At 65.3% G+C, this 17007-nt stretch carries 15 protein-coding genes; 14 read left to right on the top strand and 1 reads right to left on the bottom strand.

All coding sequences use genetic code 11. The features are described from left to right. Positions 1–60 precede the first annotated feature (60 nt). Both BMI87_RS07090 and cysK read left to right on the top strand, forming a co-directional pair. Positions 61–1020: a glycosyltransferase family 2 protein gene (locus BMI87_RS07090; RefSeq protein ID WP_078520450.1), complete on the top strand. Its 960-nt coding sequence runs from the start codon at positions 61–63 to the stop codon at positions 1018–1020. Between the two features lie 591 nt (positions 1021–1611). Next, positions 1612–2577 carry a cysteine synthase A gene (cysK, locus tag BMI87_RS07085; protein ID WP_078520449.1) on the top strand — a complete coding sequence of 322 codons (966 nt, stop codon included), beginning with the start codon at positions 1612–1614 and terminating at the stop codon, positions 2575–2577. On the opposite strand, the gene BMI87_RS07080 is transcribed toward cysK, so the two are convergent. Then, positions 2532–3950, bottom strand: a complete 1419-nt coding sequence (locus tag BMI87_RS07080; protein ID WP_078520448.1) for a serine hydrolase — start codon at positions 3948–3950, stop codon at positions 2532–2534. The two genes, cysK and BMI87_RS07080, sit on opposite strands and share 46 nt — an antisense overlap. Before the next feature lie 257 nt (positions 3951–4207). On the opposite strand from BMI87_RS07080, the gene BMI87_RS07075 reads away from it, so the two are divergent. From BMI87_RS07075 to BMI87_RS07020, 12 genes are all read left to right on the top strand, one after another. Continuing rightward, positions 4208–5599, top strand: a complete 1392-nt coding sequence (locus BMI87_RS07075) for a sensor histidine kinase (RefSeq protein WP_078520447.1) — start codon at positions 4208–4210, stop codon at positions 5597–5599. Next, on the top strand, positions 5596–6594 hold the full coding sequence (locus BMI87_RS07070) for a HupU protein (RefSeq protein ID WP_078520446.1): 999 nt from the start codon (positions 5596–5598) through the stop codon (positions 6592–6594). The genes BMI87_RS07075 and BMI87_RS07070 overlap by 4 nt, the downstream gene beginning before the upstream one ends. Then, positions 6591–8018 (top strand): nickel-dependent hydrogenase large subunit, encoded by a 1428-nt coding sequence (locus tag BMI87_RS07065; protein WP_078520445.1) that lies wholly within the window; start codon positions 6591–6593, stop codon positions 8016–8018. Before BMI87_RS07070 ends, BMI87_RS07065 begins: the two co-directional genes overlap by 4 nt. Before the next feature lie 103 nt (positions 8019–8121). Then, the gene (gene hypF, locus BMI87_RS07060; protein ID WP_078520444.1) at positions 8122–10386 is read left to right on the top strand and encodes a carbamoyltransferase HypF; all 2265 of its coding nucleotides are present in this window, start codon (positions 8122–8124) and stop codon (positions 10384–10386) included. Between the two features lie 225 nt (positions 10387–10611). Then, positions 10612–11688 (top strand): hydrogenase small subunit, encoded by a 1077-nt coding sequence (locus BMI87_RS07055; protein ID WP_078520443.1) that lies wholly within the window; start codon positions 10612–10614, stop codon positions 11686–11688. Positions 11689–11691: 3 nt separating this feature from the next. After that, the gene (locus tag BMI87_RS07050) at positions 11692–13488 is read left to right on the top strand and encodes a nickel-dependent hydrogenase large subunit (protein WP_078520442.1); all 1797 of its coding nucleotides are present in this window, start codon (positions 11692–11694) and stop codon (positions 13486–13488) included. A 14-nt stretch (positions 13489–13502) separates the two neighbouring features. Further along, on the top strand, positions 13503–13688 hold the full coding sequence (locus tag BMI87_RS07045; protein ID WP_038145392.1) for a hypothetical protein: 186 nt from the start codon (positions 13503–13505) through the stop codon (positions 13686–13688). A 5-nt stretch (positions 13689–13693) separates the two neighbouring features. After that, the gene (cybH, locus tag BMI87_RS07040) at positions 13694–14470 is read left to right on the top strand and encodes a Ni/Fe-hydrogenase, b-type cytochrome subunit (protein WP_078520441.1); all 777 of its coding nucleotides are present in this window, start codon (positions 13694–13696) and stop codon (positions 14468–14470) included. Between the two features lie 320 nt (positions 14471–14790). Continuing rightward, positions 14791–15423 (top strand): HyaD/HybD family hydrogenase maturation endopeptidase, encoded by a 633-nt coding sequence (locus BMI87_RS07035; RefSeq protein WP_078520440.1) that lies wholly within the window; start codon positions 14791–14793, stop codon positions 15421–15423. After that, positions 15423–15743, top strand: a complete 321-nt coding sequence (locus BMI87_RS07030; RefSeq protein WP_078520439.1) for a HypC/HybG/HupF family hydrogenase formation chaperone — start codon at positions 15423–15425, stop codon at positions 15741–15743. The genes BMI87_RS07035 and BMI87_RS07030 overlap by 1 nt, the downstream gene beginning before the upstream one ends. A 10-nt stretch (positions 15744–15753) precedes the next feature. Continuing rightward, a complete protein-coding gene (locus tag BMI87_RS07025; RefSeq protein ID WP_078520438.1) occupies positions 15754–16170 on the top strand; it encodes a hydrogenase accessory protein in 417 nt (138 codons plus the stop codon). Positions 16171–16174: 4 nt separating this feature from the next. Then, positions 16175–17005, top strand: a complete 831-nt coding sequence (locus BMI87_RS07020; RefSeq protein WP_078520437.1) for a hydrogenase expression/formation protein — start codon at positions 16175–16177, stop codon at positions 17003–17005. The last annotated feature ends 2 nt before the right edge of the window (positions 17006–17007 follow it).

The raw sequence follows: 17007 nt of genomic DNA, 5'->3' as shown, positions 1-17007 counted from the left end.
CTGTAAACGTCAGGCGTGCCGCGGTCGGTCAGACCTCTTTTCGACGAGGAAGGTGTTCCAATGCCGTTAGCGCTCGTGCGAATGCCGACCTATCGGCGCCCCGACCTGTTGCGGCGCGCCATAGGCACGCTTCAGGCGCAGACCTTCGAGGACTGGGTTTGTGAAGTGCGCGACGACTGCCCCGATGCGAGCGGCCGCGCGATGGTCGAAGAGATTGGTGATCCGCGGGTTCACTATGTGCAGAACCGCCCGCAGAAATTCATGACGCGCAATCTCGATGACTGCTTTCTCAAGGAGAACCCCTACAAGGCCGATTATTTCTGCATGCTGGAAGACGATAATCAGGTCTTCCCTGACTACCTTGCGCGAGGCCACGAGATTTGCACCCAGCAGGGAGTGAACCTCTGCATGCTGAGCCAGGTCATCGAGCACGAAAGCCGGACGCCAAACGCCTATCTCGGCGACAAGGGCATCTTCGATGATGTCTATGACGAGCGAACCTATATGCCCGAAGAGGTCCATCTGGCGATCTTTGGGTCGATCGGCGTGTCGAACGGTGCGCTGTTCTGGTCGCGAAACATGAAGGGCAGTCTGGCGGTGAAGGTCGATACGATCCCGACGCTGGAGGAATATCTGCGCACGGCCCTGATCTCCGAACCTGTCTATGTCAGCCGGGAGCGGTTGGCCGCGTGGGCAGAGAACGAGACATCGACCACTCGCAATCTGGGCCTCGACAAGGGGTGGCTGCGGCGCGAGCTCGATCTCAAGGCGTCAATCACGCGGCTTCAACGGGCGATCTGGGGCCGCACCTCGCCTGAAGCGAAGGACGCATTTCTGGCTGGCGAGGTTCTGCGGATACCGCGTTCGGCACGGATCGAGGCGCTCCAGAAGGCGGGGATTGCGGCGAATGGCGTGCCGGGAGATTTCCAGCCGAAGGCGGTCTTGAAGCGGAATGCCGTACGCTTTGTCGGCCGCGCTCATTCCTCCGTAGATGCCACTTTGCCGAGAGTAAGTAACTGAAATTAACACGCATTAAGTGTGTGAAAACAGAACGTTCCGCCGCGAATAGCTGACGGTCAGGCGATTCCCTCGTGTCTTGCGCAGGGGTTTTCGGCCAGCCGCCGCCGATCGCAATTCCGTTAAATTCAGGAATCCAGCCCGTAAATGCGCGTTTTTTAAGCATTTTTGGGTAACTTTTTAATGCGCGCGCAACCGCGGATTGAATCGCTGCAAAAACCGCTAGCGGTTCATCAGAGCTGTGTAACCCTTTCTATATTCAATCAAACGTGGGGGTATATGTGGTGATTGAAAATTCTCGAAGCAAAAATGACGCCATCCGGTATGAGCGGCCCAAATTGAAACATTTGGGGTCTCTCGAAGATCTGACGCATGGCGGCCGCGGTCGCGGACACAAGGATGACGATTATGACGGACACGGCTCGTACTGTCCGCCGGATTTGGCCTTCTCGCAACGGCGTTCGGAAAGCTCCGGGCGCTGCCAGTTGCCCGGTAAAGAAGTGGAAGCCTCGCAGCGATGCGAGGCTTTCGTCTTTCCCTTCCGCGCGTGTTGCTCTTTGATGGCGCGGCAAACGACAGGAAGGGAGCGCGCGCATGGCACGTATTTACGAAGACAATTCGCTCAGCATCGGAAACACGCCGCTGGTGCGGCTCAACCGCATGACCGAGGGCGCGGGCGCGACCGTTCTGGCCAAGATCGAGGGGCGCAACCCGGCGTGGTCGGTGAAATGCCGCGTCGGTGCGAACATGATCTGGGATGCCGAGGAACGCGGCGTGCTCGGTCCCGGCAAGGAGATCGTCGAGCCGACCTCGGGCAATACCGGGATCGCGCTGGCCTTCGTCGCCGCCTCGCGCGGCATCCCGATCACGCTGACCATGCCCGACACGATGAGCATCGAGCGGCGCAAGCTGCTGCTGGCCTATGGCGCGAAGCTCGTGCTGACCGAAGGGGCGCAGGGCATGAAGGGGGCGATCGCCAAGGCCGAGGAGATCGCGGCCTCCGATCCCAACCGTTACGTGTTGCTGCAGCAGTTCAACAACCCCGCGAACCCCGAGATTCACGAGAAGACCACGGGGCCGGAGATTTTCGAGGATACCGATGGCGTGGTCGATATCTTCGTCGCGGGCGTCGGCACGGGCGGCACGATCACCGGCGTTTCGCGCTATCTGAAAAAGGAAAAGGGCCTGCCGTTGATCTCGGTCGCGGTGGAGCCCGAGGCGAGTCCGGTTCTCACGCAGGCCCGCGCGGGCGAGGCGCTGCAGCCCGGCCCGCACAAGATCCAGGGCATCGGGGCGGGCTTCGTGCCGAAAGTGCTCGACATGGATCTCGTGGACCGGATCGAGCAGGTCAGCAATGACGAGGCGATCGAGACCGCCCGGCGGCTGGCGCGCGAAGAGGGTATCCTTGCTGGGATCTCCTGCGGCGCGGCTGCGGCTGCGGCCCTGCGCCTCGCGCGCGAACCGGAGAGCGCGGGCAAGACCATCGTCGTCGTGCTGCCGGATTCCGGCGAGCGTTACCTGTCTTCGGCGCTGTTCGAAGGGATGTTCGACGAGGCGTGAGCCGTCGCCTTCGCCGCATCCAGCAGTGCCGCCACCAGCTTCTGCGGGCGATAGTTCAGGTCCGACGGCGTCAGTCCCATCCGCACCACGACCATATCGGCCGAGGGGGTCACGGTGACGGTCTGTCCGTCATGCCCCTCGAGCCAATAGGTGTCGGCGGGCAGCCCGAACCGCGCATCATCGCCCGCTTTTTGCTGATCGCTCGGGCCAGCCAGCCATGTCATGCCCTGCCCATAGACCCCGTCGGTCGGGGCGGGCGCATGCATCCGCTGCACGAATTCGACGGGCAGCAATTGCCGCCCCTTCCATTTGCCATCTTGTAGCAGGAACTGTCCGAAGCGCGCCCAGTCCCGCGCGGTGGCGTAAAGGTAGGAGCTGCCCACGAAAGTCCCGGAGGCATCGGTCTCGAGCGTGGCCGAGCTCATCCCGAGCGGATCGAACAGCTTGCGGCGCGGCCAGGCGAGCGCGGTGGAGGTGTCGCCCACCGCATTTTGCCAGATGCGCGAGAGCAGAACGGCGGTGCCGCTGGAATAGCTGAAATGCGTGCCCGGCGGATGTTCGAGCGGCTGGGAGGCTGCGAATTTCGCCATGTCCGGCTCGAGGTAGAGCATCCGCGTCACATCCGAGACGTCGCCGTAATCCTCGTTGAAGCGCAGCCCGCTCGACATCGACATCAGCTGCGCGACGGTGATCTTCGCACGGTCGTCGCCCTGCCATTCGGGCAGCAGGTCGCTTTGGTCCATCCGCAGCTTGCCCGCCTCGATCGCGGTGCCGACAAGGGCCGCAGTGACGGTCTTCGTCATCGACCAGCCCAGAAGCGGTGTCGTCGCATCGAAGCCATCGCCGTAGCGTTCGGCCACCAGCTTGCCATCCTTGATCACCACCACCGCGCGCATCCCCGGCCCGGTCAGCGCATCGTCGCGCAAAACCGCATCGAAGCGACCTTGCCCGGTGAGGTCGGTTTTCGACCCCGTGGGCCAGAGGGCTGCGCTTTTGCTGGGCCCTGGCGCGGGCGGGGCGCTTTGATCGCCGGCGTCGGCCAGATTGCCATCGGGGTAGGTCGCGCAGCCAAGGCCCACGCGCTCCTCGGCGGTCGTGGGCGCGATGATCCCCGCGAAGGCGGCTCGGACCCGGCCTGCCCGGCGATCCGTGCTGACCCAGAAGGCGCGCAGCAACGGGTTGCCCGGCGCCTGCACATCGGTTTCGAGAACTTCGTCGGGGTCGCGACCTTGCAGCGCTTCCGCCGAGCAGGTGATCTTCGCGCTATAGCCAGCGCCCACGCGCAGCAGTTCCGGCGGCACGATCACCGCGTAGAGAACCGCCACCACGACAAGCCCGCCGATCCCGCCAAGCACCGCTTTCCATCCCCGCATCTCGTCCTCCCTCGGGTTCCCGCCGCGCCGGACGCGCCAAGTCACCCGCCTGTTTGCGCTCGCGCTGTAGTTTTGGCAAAGCGCGCGGCCTTGCCAAGAGGGCGAGGCGCGGACTGACGGAAGGTCATCTTGGGGTATGGTGCGTCTTTTGACACGAAATCCGCCCCTCGGTGCGGGAGCCGAGATCATGGACTGAGCGCTGCGAATGGGCTAGCGATAAGGGATGGGCGCCCGTTGCGCCCGGCTTTGAGAGTGTCATGTCGCGCGAGTCCGCACCCGATAGCCAGCACCCCTTGGACCCGACCTTGGCCGGGCTGTTGCGCCACGCGCCGGGCGCGGATGAGGGGGAGGGCGAAGACGTCTGGTTCGATGTGCTCTCGGCGGTCGACCGGACCTATGCCGATCTGGTGGACTATCAGGAGCGGCTGGAGCAGCAGAACCACGAGTTGGAGGACCTGCGGTCTTTCCTCGGGTCGATCCTCGCCTCGGTCTCGGATGCGCTGATCGTGATTTCGCGCTCGGGCGAGGTGCTGGAAACTTCGGCCTCGGTCGCGAGCCTGACGGGCGAGCCGCCCGGCGCGTGGCACGGTCGCAAGCTCGCAGGCATGTTCGACGCGCGCTCGGTCGATGCCTTGGATCGCGGGTTGGCGGAAGCTGCGAATACCCGCAAACCGGTGACGATCGAAGCGGCGCTGAGCGGGCCGGAAGGCCCCGCGCCGCTGGAGTTGTCGATCAGCCCGCGCATGGACGAACGCTCCCGCATCGCGGGCTATGTGCTGACCGGGCGACCCTTGGGCGAATTGCGCCAAGCCTATTCCGAGCTGGAGCAGAGCCACGAAGAGCTCAAATCGACGCAGGCGCAGCTGGTGCGCAACGAGAAGCTGGCCTCGCTGGGCCGTCTGCTTGCTGGCGTCGCGCATGAGCTGAACAACCCGATTTCCTTCGTCTACGCGAATACCCATGCGCTGGAACGCTACGCGGGCAAGTTCGAAGCCTATTTCGAGAAAGTGCAGGCGGGGGCGGATCGCGAGGCGCTGATCGCCCTGCGCGAGGAGCTGAAGCTCGACCGTGAAATCCGCAACCTGCGTTCGGCCATCGAGGGTGCGCGCGACGGGGCCGAACGGGTGCGCGACATCGTCGAGGATCTGCGGCGGCTGAGTGCCGAAGGCTCGGGCGAGATGGTCGTCTTCGATCTGGTCGAGACCGCGCGGGTGGCGGCGAACTGGGTTCAGCGCGGCTCCAAGGCCGGGGTCGAGATCGCCTTCACCGGCGCGGAGACGCTGCAGGTTCGCGGTCGGCAGGGGCATATCCAGCAGGTCGTGATGAACCTCGTGCAAAATGCGATCGACGCGCTCTCGGGGCTGGAAGAGGGCACCGGCCGGATCGAGGTCGACGCGCGCGTGATGGAGGGGCGCGGGACGCTGTCGGTTGGCGACAATGGCCCCGGCGTGACCGAGGAGCTGACGCAGGCGATCTTCGATCCGTTCTTCACCACCAAGGCGGTGGGTGCGGGCACGGGGCTGGGCCTCGCGATCAGCCATAAGATCATCGAGGAACATGGCGGGCGTCTGCGGCTCTGCCCGAAAGGGTCGGCGCTGGGCGGGGCCTGTTTCTCCTTCGATCTGGAACTGGGCGAGGGTGCGGAATGAAGGTTCTCTGGCTTCAAGCTGCAGGCTGCGGCGGCTGCACCATGTCGCTCCTTTGTGCGGAATCCCCGAATGTCTTCGACACGCTGGGCGGCGCGGGGATCGAGTTCCTCTGGCACCCGACCGTCAGCCTCGAGACCGGCGCGGAGGTGCGTGCGATTTTCGAGGCGGTCGAGAGCGGCGAGATCGCGCTGGACGTGCTGGCCGTCGAGGGCTCCATCGCCCGCGGGCCGCGCGGGACGGGCAGGTTCCAGATGGTGTCCGGCACCGGGCGCTCGATGCTCGACTGGGTGGTGAGCCTCGCGCCGAAAGCCCGCCATGTGGTCGCGGTGGGCACCTGCGCGACCTATGGCGGCGTGACCTCGGCGGGCGGCAACCCCTCCGATGCGGTCGGCGTGCAATATGACGGAGCGCTGCCGGGCGGGGCGCTGCCGGTGGAGTTCCGCTCGATCTCGGGGCTACCGGTGATCAACGTGGCGGGCTGCCCGACCCATCCCGACTGGGTGACCGAGACGCTTTTGCTGCTGAATGAAGGCGCGCTGGGGGCGGAAGATCTCGACGCTTTCGGGCGGCCTTTGTTCTATGCCAAGCATCTCGTCCATCACGGTTGCTCGAAAAACGAGTTCTACGAATACAAGGCCTCGGCGGTGGAGCTATCCGATATCGGCTGCATGATGGAGAACTTGGGCTGCATCGGCACGCAGGCCGTGGGCGATTGCAATATCCGGCCGTGGAACGGCGACGGGTCGTGCACCTCGGGCGGATACCCCTGCATCAACTGCACTGCGCCCGAATTCGAGGAACCACGCCATTCCTTCACCGAGACGCCGAAGATCGCGGGCATCCCGGTGGGGCTTCCGACCGATATGCCCAAAGCGTGGTTCATGGCGCTCGCCTCGCTGTCGAAGGCGGCCACGCCCGAGCGGATTGCGAAGAATGCGGTTGCCGACAGGGTCGAGGTGACGCCGACGATCCGCAAGCCGAAAGGACGCAGATGAGTGAGACGCCGCGCCTCGTCGTGGGCCCGTTCAACCGGGTCGAGGGCGATCTGGAAGTGCATCTCGATCTCGCCGGTGGGGCGGTGGCCGAGGCGCGCGTGAACTCGCCGCTCTATCGCGGGTTCGAGCGGATGCTGGAAGGCAAGGACCCGCGCGATGCGCTGACGATCACGCCGCGGATCTGCGGCATCTGCTCGATCAGCCAGTCGGCGGCGGCGGCACGTGCGCTGGGCGCGGCCATGGGGCTGGAGCCCACGCCGCAGGGCGCGGGTATGGCGGCGCTGATCCATGCGGTCGAGAATGTCTCGGACCATCTGTTCCATTTCAACCTGTTCTTCATGCCCGATTTCATCCGCCCCGTGTATGCGGACAGGCCGTGGTTCGACCCAGCCGTGGCGCGCTTCACCCCCGCCGAGGGCGGCGCGCAGCGCGCTGCGGTCGCGGCGCGTGCCGAGCTGATGCATATCCTCGGGCTGATGGCGGGCAAATGGCCCCATACGCTCGCAATCCAGCCCGGCGGCGTCACGCGCGCGCCGGGACCGCGCGACAAGGTGCGCATCGAGACGACGTTGCGCGCTTTCCGCCGCTATCTGGAGGAGGTGGTTTTCGGCGGGTCGCTGGAAGCCTTCTGTGCGATCGAAACCATTGATCAGCTGATGACGTGGGAGACCGGCGATGCGGGGCTGTTCCTGCGCATCGCGGCCGATCTGGATCTGGACCAGTTGGGGCGCGGCTCGGGCCGGTATATGAGCTTCGGAGCCTATCCGCTGGCCGAGGGCTATGGCTTTGGGCGCGGGCTGTGGGACGGAGCCTTGGACGCGGTCGATTTCGGCGCGATCACGGAAGACCTGAGCCATGCGTGGATGCTGGGGGCGCAGGCTCATCCCTGGCAGGGCGAGACACGGCCCGATGAGGCGATGCGCGAGGCGGCCTATAGCTGGTGCAAGGCGCCGCGGCTGGCGGGCCAGACGGTGGAGACCGGCGCGCTCGCGCGGCAGGTCGTGGACGGGCATCCGCTGGCGCGTGCGCTGGCGGGCGGCGGCGTTCTGGCACGGGTCGCAGGGCGGCTGTTGGAACTGGCGCGGACGCAAGCCTTCATGGAGGGGGTGGCGAAAGGCATCGATCCGCGTGCTGCGTTCATGGTGCAGGGCGACCTGCCCGAGGCAGGGCAGGGTGCGGGGCTGGTCGAGGCGGCGCGCGGCGCGTTGGGCCACTGGCTGCGCATCGAGGACGGGCGCATCGCTTCCTATCAGATCATCGCGCCCACGACGTGGAATTTCAGCCCGCGCGACGCGGAGGGTGTGCCGGGCCCGCTGGAGGCCGCGCTGGTCGGCGCGCCGGTCGGCGAGGGCGAGACCACGCCGGTCTCGGTGCAGCATATCGTGCGCAGTTTCGATCCCTGCATGGTCTGCACGGTGCATTGAGTAAGTTGGGAGCGCGGCCCCTGCCGTCGCCGGAGGGCGAGAAACGTTGACGAGAATGGGGGCTCTGCCCCCAAACCCCCGGGATATTTGAGCCAAGAGGAAGATGCAGGGTTTCGAGATCAGGGTGCGCGGGCAGGTGCAGGGGGTGGGTTTCCGCCCCTTCATCTGGCGGCTTGCGCAGGAGCGCGGGCTTGCGGGCCATGTGCTCAACGATCCCGAGGGGGTGCTGATCCGGGTGGCGGGGGCGCTGGACGGTTTGGCCGAGGCGATCTCGGATGAGGCACCGCCGCTTGCGCGGGTCGATGCGGTGGAGGTGTCGGAGCTTGTGTTCGACACCGCGCCTGAGGGGTTCGCGATCGTGGCCTCGCAAGGGGCGGGGGCCGAGACGCGGGTGACGCCGGATGCGGCGACCTGCCCGGACTGTCTTGCGGAAATCCGGGGTGACGGGCGCAGGCGGCACTACGCCTTCACCAACTGCACCCATTGCGGGCCGCGTTTCACGATCCTGCGCGCGCTGCCCTATGACCGAGCGCAGACCACGATGGCGCCCTTCGAGATGTGTCCGGCCTGTCGCGCGGAATATCAGAACCCGGCGGATCGACGTTTCCACGCGCAGCCGATCGCCTGTCCCGAGTGCGGGCCGCGGGTGTGGCTGGAGATGGGCGGGGAAGAGCGCCCTGCCGAAGAGGTCGGAGCGGTTTTGCAGGATGGCGGGATCGTCGCAGTGAAAGGCTTGGGCGGGTTTCATCTGGCCTGTGATGCAAGCAATGCCGAGGCCGTGGCGCTGTTGCGGGAGCGCAAGCGCAGGCCCGCCAAACCCTTCGCGCTGATGGGCGAAATCGAGACCATCCGCCGCTATGCCCAAGTTTCGGAAGCGGAGGCGGAACTGCTGCGCGATCCTGCGGCGCCGATCGTGTTGCTGCAAAAGGCGGGGGAGGCTTTGCCGGAGGCGGTGGCGCCCGGGCAGGACAGCCTCGGCTGGATGCTGCCCTATACGCCGCTGCATCATCTGTTGCTTCGCGAATGGGCGCGGGGGGAAGAGGGGCGACCCTTGGTGATGACCTCGGGCAATCTCTCGGGCGAGCCACAGGTGATCGGAAACGGTGAAGCGCGCGAGAAGCTGGCTGGCTTCGTCGATGCCTTCCTGATGCATGATCGCGAGATCGCGCGGCGGCTCGATGACAGCGTCGTGCGGGCCGATCCGCCGATGGTGCTGCGCCGCGCGCGGGGGCAGGTGCCGGGCACCTTGCCGCTGCCCGAAGGGTTCGAGGGCGCGCCCCAGGTGGCGGGTTATGGCGGGCAGATGAAGGCCGCGATCTGCCTGATCAAGAACGGGCAGGCGCTGCTGGGCCATCATCTGGGCGAGCTGGACGAGGCGCTGACATGGGAGGCGTTCGAGCAGGCCGATGCGGATTATGCGGCTCTGTTCGATCATCGTCCCGAGGTGGTGGCTGTGGATCTGCACCCCGATTTTCGGGCTTCGCGCCACGGGGCCGAACGGGCCGCGCGCGACGGGTTGCGGCTGGTTGAGGTGCAGCATCACCATGCGCATCTCGCCGCCTGCATGGCCGAGAATGGCTGGCCGCTGGAGGGCGGAAAGGTCGCGGGGATCGTGCTTGATGGGCTTGGCTTGGGCCTCGATGGCACGGTCTGGGGCGGCGAGTTGCTGCTGGGCGATTACCTTGGCTTCGCGCGGCGCGGCTGGCTTGAGCCCGCGCCACTGATCGGCGGTGACCGGGCGCAGGCAGAGCCGTGGCGCAACGCGCTGGTGCGGCTCGATGCGGCTGGGCTGGCTGGGCTGGCCGACAGCCTGTTCCCCGAGGCCCCGCGCGATCTGGCGCGTCAGGCGGCGGCGAAGGGGATCAACGCGCCGCTGTCGTCGTCGGCGGGGCGGCTCTTCGATGCGGTGGCGGCCTGCCTCGGGATTTGCCCGATGCGGCAGAGCTATGAGGGCGAGGCCGCGATGCGGCTCGAGGCGCTGGCGGCGCACGCGTTGGCCCACGGGGAGTCGGCGGAGGCCGGGGCCTATGCGTTCTCGGATGCGGGCGACGTGCTCGAGACCGGACCGTTTTTTCAGGCGCTCGCCGCCGATCTTGCCGCCGGGGTCGCGCCCGAGGCCGTCGCGCTGCGGTTCCATGCGGCGCTGGCGCAGGGCTTTGCCCGCCGGGCGCGGTCGCTGATCGAAAGTGGAGAGGCGAAAGCCGTGGCGCTCACGGGCGGCGTTTATCAGAACGCGCTGTTGCATCGGCTGACCTGCGCGGCGCTGCTCGATCTGCCGGTGCTGCGCCATCGCACGCTGCCGGCGAATGACGGCTCGCTGGCGCTGGGGCAGGCGGTGATTGCTGCGGCGCAGTCGGAAAGAGACTGACCGGAATCCCGGAAAGCTGGTCACTGACGTACCAGTGCGGCCCCGCACCGCACCGGGATTAGGGCCGGCAACATATTGGCAACAAACAGGAATTCGCGCCTGCGACATCCTGTCATTATTTCGTTCTGTTCGCGGATCCGACCTGCCAATCCTGAGACTACACATGCGAATTCCCCTCGGGAGGAGGGAGAATCCGGTCATCGGGATCACAGAGGGAGGGACACTTTGCCTGCGATCGAAACCTTTTACGACGTGATGCGTCGGCAGGGGATTACCCGCCGCAGCTTCATGAAATATTGCTCGCTGACGGCGGCCGCGCTGGGTCTCGGCCCGGCCTATGTGCCCAAGATCGCCCATGCGATGGAAACCAAGCCGCGTACCCCGGTGATCTGGGTGCACGGGCTCGAATGTACCTGTTGTTCGGAAAGCTTCATCCGCTCGGCCCACCCGCTGGCCAAGGATGTCGTGCTCTCGATGATCTCGCTCGACTATGACGACACGCTGATGGCGGCTGCGGGCGCGCAGGCGGAAGCCGCGCTGCAGGACACGATCGACAAGTACAAAGGGAATTACATCCTCGCCGTGGAGGGCAATCCGCCGCTCAACGAAGACGGGATGTACTGCATCGTGGGCGGCAAGCCCTTCGTGGACCAACTCCGCCACGCTGCCGAGCATGCGAAAGCCATTATCTCCTGGGGCGCCTGCGCCTCCTATGGCTGCGTGCAGGCTGCCGCCCCGAACCCGACGCGCGCCACCCCGGTGCACAAGGTCATCACCGACAAGCCGATCATCAAGGTGCCGGGCTGCCCGCCCATCGCCGAGGTGATGACCGGCGTGATTACCTACATGCTGACCTTCGACCGGATGCCCGAACTGGACCGTCAGGGCCGCCCGCAGATGTTCTATTCGCAGCGCATCCACGACAAATGCTACCGCCGTCCGCATTTCGACGCCGGTCAGTTCGTCGAGGCGTGGGACGACGAGAACGCGCGCAAGGGCTATTGCCTCTACAAGATGGGCTGCAAAGGGCCGACCACCTACAACGCGTGCTCGACCGTGCGCTGGAACGAGGGTGTCAGCTTCCCGATCCAGTCGGGTCACGGCTGTATCGGCTGTTCCGAGGACGGGTTCTGGGATCAGGGCTCCTTCTACGACCGGCTCACCAACATCAAGCAATTCGGGATCGAAGCGAATGCCGATGTGGTCGGCGGCACCACGGCGGCCGTCGTCGGCGGTGCGGTGGCAGTTCACGCTGCCGTCTCCGCGCTCAAACGCGCCCAGAAGAAGAACGAGGAGGCGTAATCCATGTCGGTTCTCAACACGCCGAACGGCTACACGATGGACAATTCGGGCAAGCGGGTCGTCGTCGACCCGGTGACCCGGATCGAAGGTCACATGCGCTGCGAAGTGAATGTGGACGAAAACAACATGATCACCAACGCGGTCTCGACCGGCACGATGTGGCGCGGGCTGGAAGTGATCCTGAAGGGCCGCGATCCGCGTGACGCCTGGGCCTTCACCGAGCGGATCTGCGGCGTCTGCACCGGCACCCATGCGCTGACCTCGGTCCGCGCGGTGGAAGATGCGCTGGGGATTCAGATCCCCGACAATGCGAATTCGATCCGGAACATGATGCAGCTCGCGCTGCAGATCCATGACCACATCGTGCACTTCTACCACCTGCACGCGCTCGATTGGGTCAATCCGGTCAACGCTCTGCGCGCGGACCCGAAGGCGACTTCGGAGCTGCAGCAGAAGGTCAGCCCGAGCCATCCGCTCTCCTCCCCAGGCTATTTCCGGGACGTGCAGAACCGTCTCAAGAAATTCGTCGAAAGCGGGCAGCTCGGGCTGTTCAAAAACGGCTACTGGGACAATCCAGCCTATCTGCTTCCGCCGGAAGCCGACCTGATGGCGACGACGCACTATCTGGAGGCGCTCGATCTTCAGAAGGAGATCGTGAAGGTTCACACCATCTTCGGGGGCAAGAACCCGCACCCGAACTGGCTGGTGGGCGGCGTGCCGTGCCCGATCAATATCGACGGCGTCGGCTCGGTCGGTGCGATCAACATGGAGCGGCTGAACCTCGTCTCCTCGATCATCGACAAGTGTCAGGAGTTCAACGAGAACGTCTATATCCCCGACGTGATCGCGATCGGCGGCTTCTACAAGAACTGGCTCTATGGCGGCGGTCTATCGTCGCAGGCCTGTCTCGCCTATGGCGACATTCCCGAGAACCCGAACGACTTCTCGCCCGAGCAGCTTCACCTGCCGCGTGGCGCGATCATCAACGGCAACCTCAACGAGGTGCATGACGTCGATCCGCGCGACCCCGAGCAGGTGCAGGAATTCGTCGATCACTCCTGGTACACCTATGGCGAGCCCGGCAAGGGCCTGCACCCGTGGGATGGCGTGACCGAGCCGCAATACGAGCTTGGGCCGAACGCCAAAGGCACGCGGACCAATATCATCGAGCTTGACGAGGCTGCGAAATACAGCTGGATCAAGGCCCCGCGCTGGAAGGGGCACGCGATGGAGGTCGGGCCGCTTGCGCGTTACGTCGTGGGCTACGCCAAGGGTCACGAGGACATCAAGAACCAGGTCGACGGTCTGCTGCGCAAGATGGACCTGCCGCTGAGCGCGGTCTTCTCTACGCTGGGCCGGACCGCGGCGCGGGCGCTGGAATCCGAGTATTGCTCGCGTCTGCAGCGGCACTTCTTCGACAAGATGATGACCAACATCAAGAATGGCGACGAAAGCACCGCCAATGTCGAGAAATGGGATCCGTCGAGCTGGCCGAAAGAGGCCAAGGGCGTCGGCATGACCGAGGCTCCGCGCGGCGCGCTGGGGCATTGGGTCAAGATCAAGGACGGGCGCATCGAGAACTACCAATGCGTCGTGCCCACCACCTGGAACGGTTCGCCCCGTGACACGCAGGGCAATATCGGTGCCTTCGAGGCGTCGCTGATGAACACCAAGGTGGAGCGTCCCGAAGAGCCGGTCGAGATCCTGCGCACCCTGCACAGCTTCGATCCGTGCCTTGCCTGTTCGACCCATGTGATGTCGCCCGACGGCGAAGAGCTCACCACCGTCAAGGTGCGCTGAGGGAGGAGGAAATCATGAAGAAACTCGCATTTGCTTTCAGCATGATCGCAGGTCCTGCGCTGGCCCATCCGGGTCACGCGGTGGCCCCCGGCGCGGAAGGGCACACCATCGCCCATGTCGCGATGGCGGCCGGCGCGATCGCCCTGGCCTATGTGGCCGTCGAGATCGCCCGCGCCGTCAAGCGCGTCCGCAAGGAGTAAGGGCGATGGAGGACACGATCCACACGCCAAACCCCAAGGCGACAGGGGCCTTCGAGGCCTCCCGCCTGACCGGCGACGCGACCGAGGAAGATCTCGACTCGATCCGCCGCCGGACCTCCGTCTATGTCTACGAGGCGCCCGTGCGCCTCTGGCACTGGCTCAACGCGCTGATGATCACGGTGCTGATCGTCACCGGCTATTTCATCGGCGCGCCCCTGCCGTCGATGCAGATCGGCGAGGCGACCGAGCAATTCGTCATGGGCTATATCCGCTTCGGCCATTTCGCGGCGGCGCAGGTCCTGACGGTGATCTTCTTCGGGCGCATCTACTGGGCCTTCGTGGGCAATCACCACGCCCGCCAGCTGTTCTACGTGCCGGTCTGGCGCAAGCGCTGGTGGAAAGAGCTGGGGCACGAGCTGCGCTGGTATGCTTTCCTCGAAAAGACGCCGAAGAAATACGTGGGCCACAACCCGCTGGCACAGCTTGCGATGTTCTTCTTCATGACGCTCGGGATCACCTTCATGCTGATCACCGGTTGGGCGCTCTATGCGGAAGGCGCGGGGCAGGGCTCTTTGCCCGACACCGCCATGGGCTGGGTGCTGGGCCTCGTGCAGAACTCACAGAGGCTGCACACGCTGCACCATCTGGGAATGTGGGCCATCGTGATCTTCATGATCGTGCACATCTACGCGGCGATCCGCGAGGACATCATGAGCCGTCAGTCGATGGTCTCCACGATGATCTCCGGCCACCGGACGTTTAAGGACGATCGTATCGAGTAACGGTTCGTGCGGTGGTAGGGCGAACGGGCGCGGGGCAATCCGCGCCCGTTCTGCATTCTGGCGCGGATTCGAGCTGTTTCCAGCGTTGCGCTGCCGGTGGAAGATTGCATTGCGAAAAATTCGCTTAGGTGGAAATATAGTTTCCACATTGGTGGCTTTGATAGTGGCGTAGTTCCAAATAAAATTTCGTAAAAACAATGGCTAGACAGATTGTCGCAGTTCCGCGCGATTTCCGTGAAACCCGCCCCTCTGCAAAGCCTATTGTCGATTCGAGGCGAGGATGGCAACGCGCTTGCCGCCTCGGGGAGAGGGAGGAAATCATGTCGGATTTTGCGCCGGACCGGGTGCTCGTTCTGGGTATCGGGAACGTTCTTTGGGCGGATGAGGGCTTCGGCGTGCGCTGCGTCGAGGTCATGGCCGAGACCCGCGCCGTGCCGGACAACGTCAAGCTCTTGGATGGCGGCACGCAGGGCCTGTATCTGCTGCCGTTTCTCGAAGAGGCCGATGCGCTGATCGTCTTCGATGCGATCGATTTCGGGCTGGAGCCGGGCGAGATGCGCGTGCTGCGCGACGGCGATGTTCCCGCCTTCATGGGCGCCAAGAAAATGAGCCTGCACCAGACCGGCTTTCAGGACGTGATCGCCACGGCGCAGCTGATGAACCGCTGCCCGGCGAAGCTGACGCTGATCGGCTGCCAGCCGGTCGAGCTGGAGGATTATGGCGGAGGCCTGCGCCCCGCGGTCGCCGCTCAGATCGAGCCCGCGATCCGCGAATGCGAAGCCGAACTGGCGCGCTGGGGCATTTCGGTCGCGGCAGGCGTGACGCAGGCCGATGACCTCGCCGATGTCTCGATCCGCCGTGGCGCGTACGAAGGGGGCCGCCCGACCGAGGGCGAGGCCTGCCGGATGGGCGATCACCGCTTCTTCCCCGGCGCCGAGAAGGTCCGCGCCTGATGTGCGTCGGAATCCCGGTTCAACTGGTGGCGGTCGATGGCATCCGCGGCGAGGTTCTCGAAGAGGGGCAGCCCAGCATTGTCGACCTGTCGCTGACGCCCGACGCCAAGCCCGGCGACTGGCTTCTGGCCTTTCTCGGGGCTTCTCGTGAGGTGATCACCGAGGACGAGGCGGCCAAGATCGCGGCCGCGCTTGGCGGGCTGCGAGCCCTGATGCAGGGCGGCGATCTCGGCGATGCTTTCGCCGATCTCGACGCTCGCGAGCCTCAACTGCCGCCCCATCTGCAAGCCGCGCGCGATGCCGGCAAAACGACTGCCTGAGGAGAGACACATGCACGATTTCGCAATGCCCGATACGGCCCCGCCCTCGGGCGCGATGCACCCGCTCGTGACCCGGCTGATCGATGAGATGGGCTATCCGCTTCTGGCGAACATGTCCGATGTGGCCGAATTCACCGCGCGTCCCGGGGCGCATTGCCTGTTCATTCCGGGCGACGCCAAGCGCAACCTCGAGACCCCCGATGCCGCCGTTGTGCTGCCGGAAATCCGGATGGCCTTCCAGCACGCCTTCGACTGCGCTGTGGTGGGCGATGCGATCGAGACCGAGCTGCGCCAGCAGACCCGCGCGCTGAAAGCCCCCGGTTTCCTGTTCTACCGCGAGGGCGAGTATCTCGGCGCGATCGAGAAGATCCGCGACTGGGACGATTACGTCGCCCGCACCTCTCATATCCTGACCGCGAAAGGCTGAGACGATGGTTTCCAATTTCCACCTTCCGCCCATGGGCTTCGGTCCCGGCTCGCAACCCGAAGACGAGGATGCGCAACTCGAATACATGCAGCTCCCTTCGGGTATGCGCACCTATTCGGCGCATATGCCTGACATCGACGACCCTTCCAGCGTGACGCCAGCGCTCAAGACGCTGGCCGATGTGGCGAAGGCCTGCGGGGCGGCGGCGCAAGGCGGCATGGCGAGCTTCGATCTGAGCCATCTCGACGCGGAGAACCGCGCGCTCATCGCAGAGACGATGGGGCAGGGCGAGGTCGCGATGAAGATCCGCGGTATCCCGGCGCTGGCGGTGCAGGAGTCGGTCTTCGCGGGCGTCTGGATGATCGCTGGCGCGGGTGTCGACAAGATCGAGGTCGGTCCCGTCCCCTCGGCGGCGCTGAGCCGCGCCTTCGAGCCGTTCCGCAAGGCCGAAGGTAAGACCCATCCGCGCGGTCCGGGCGTCGTGAACGCGCCGGCGCTGATGGCCGAACTGGAGGACAAATCGGGCAGCTTCATGGGCGGCGAGCCGCATGTGGTGAACCTGACCCTGCTGCCCCATACCGAGGAAGATCTCGTCTGGCTCGATGCGGCGACGGGCGAAGGCGCGGTGACGATCCTGTCGCGGGGCTACGGCAATTGCCGCGTCACCGCGACCGCGCTGCCTCATGTCTGGCGCGTGCAGTTCTTCAACTCGATGGACACGCTGATCCTCGACACGTTCGAAGTGACCACGATGCCCGAGGTGGCGATCGCAGCGAAAGAGGACCTCGTCGACTCCGCCGAGCGGATCGTCGAAGTGCTGGAGGCGATCCGATGAGC

This window comes from Thioclava sp. F28-4, assembly GCF_002020045.1.
Taxonomy (GTDB): domain Bacteria; phylum Pseudomonadota; class Alphaproteobacteria; order Rhodobacterales; family Rhodobacteraceae; genus Thioclava; species Thioclava sediminum.
Note: the sequence above shows the minus strand (reverse complement) of the source record. Positions and strands in the feature narration are given on the sequence as shown.

What these genes read in the sequence shown, in the direction of transcription:
- BMI87_RS07090 (WP_078520450.1), top strand. Translation starts at nt 61, where the DNA reads ATGCCGTTAGCGCTCGTGCGAATGCCGACCTATCGGCGCCCCGACCTG.
- cysK (WP_078520449.1), top strand. Translation starts at nt 1,612, where the DNA reads ATGGCACGTATTTACGAAGACAATTCGCTCAGCATCGGAAACACGCCG.
- BMI87_RS07080 (WP_078520448.1), bottom strand. Translation starts at nt 3,950, where the DNA reads ATGCGGGGATGGAAAGCGGTGCTTGGCGGGATCGGCGGGCTTGTCGTG.
- BMI87_RS07075 (WP_078520447.1), top strand. Translation starts at nt 4,208, where the DNA reads ATGTCGCGCGAGTCCGCACCCGATAGCCAGCACCCCTTGGACCCGACC.
- BMI87_RS07070 (WP_078520446.1), top strand. Translation starts at nt 5,596, where the DNA reads ATGAAGGTTCTCTGGCTTCAAGCTGCAGGCTGCGGCGGCTGCACCATG.
- BMI87_RS07065 (WP_078520445.1), top strand. Translation starts at nt 6,591, where the DNA reads ATGAGTGAGACGCCGCGCCTCGTCGTGGGCCCGTTCAACCGGGTCGAG.
- hypF (WP_078520444.1), top strand. Translation starts at nt 8,122, where the DNA reads ATGCAGGGTTTCGAGATCAGGGTGCGCGGGCAGGTGCAGGGGGTGGGT.
- BMI87_RS07050 (WP_078520442.1), top strand. Translation starts at nt 11,692, where the DNA reads ATGTCGGTTCTCAACACGCCGAACGGCTACACGATGGACAATTCGGGC.
- BMI87_RS07045 (WP_038145392.1), top strand. Translation starts at nt 13,503, where the DNA reads ATGAAGAAACTCGCATTTGCTTTCAGCATGATCGCAGGTCCTGCGCTG.
- cybH (WP_078520441.1), top strand. Translation starts at nt 13,694, where the DNA reads ATGGAGGACACGATCCACACGCCAAACCCCAAGGCGACAGGGGCCTTC.
- BMI87_RS07035 (WP_078520440.1), top strand. Translation starts at nt 14,791, where the DNA reads ATGTCGGATTTTGCGCCGGACCGGGTGCTCGTTCTGGGTATCGGGAAC.
- BMI87_RS07030 (WP_078520439.1), top strand. Translation starts at nt 15,423, where the DNA reads ATGTGCGTCGGAATCCCGGTTCAACTGGTGGCGGTCGATGGCATCCGC.
- BMI87_RS07025 (WP_078520438.1), top strand. Translation starts at nt 15,754, where the DNA reads ATGCACGATTTCGCAATGCCCGATACGGCCCCGCCCTCGGGCGCGATG.
- BMI87_RS07020 (WP_078520437.1), top strand. Translation starts at nt 16,175, where the DNA reads ATGGTTTCCAATTTCCACCTTCCGCCCATGGGCTTCGGTCCCGGCTCG.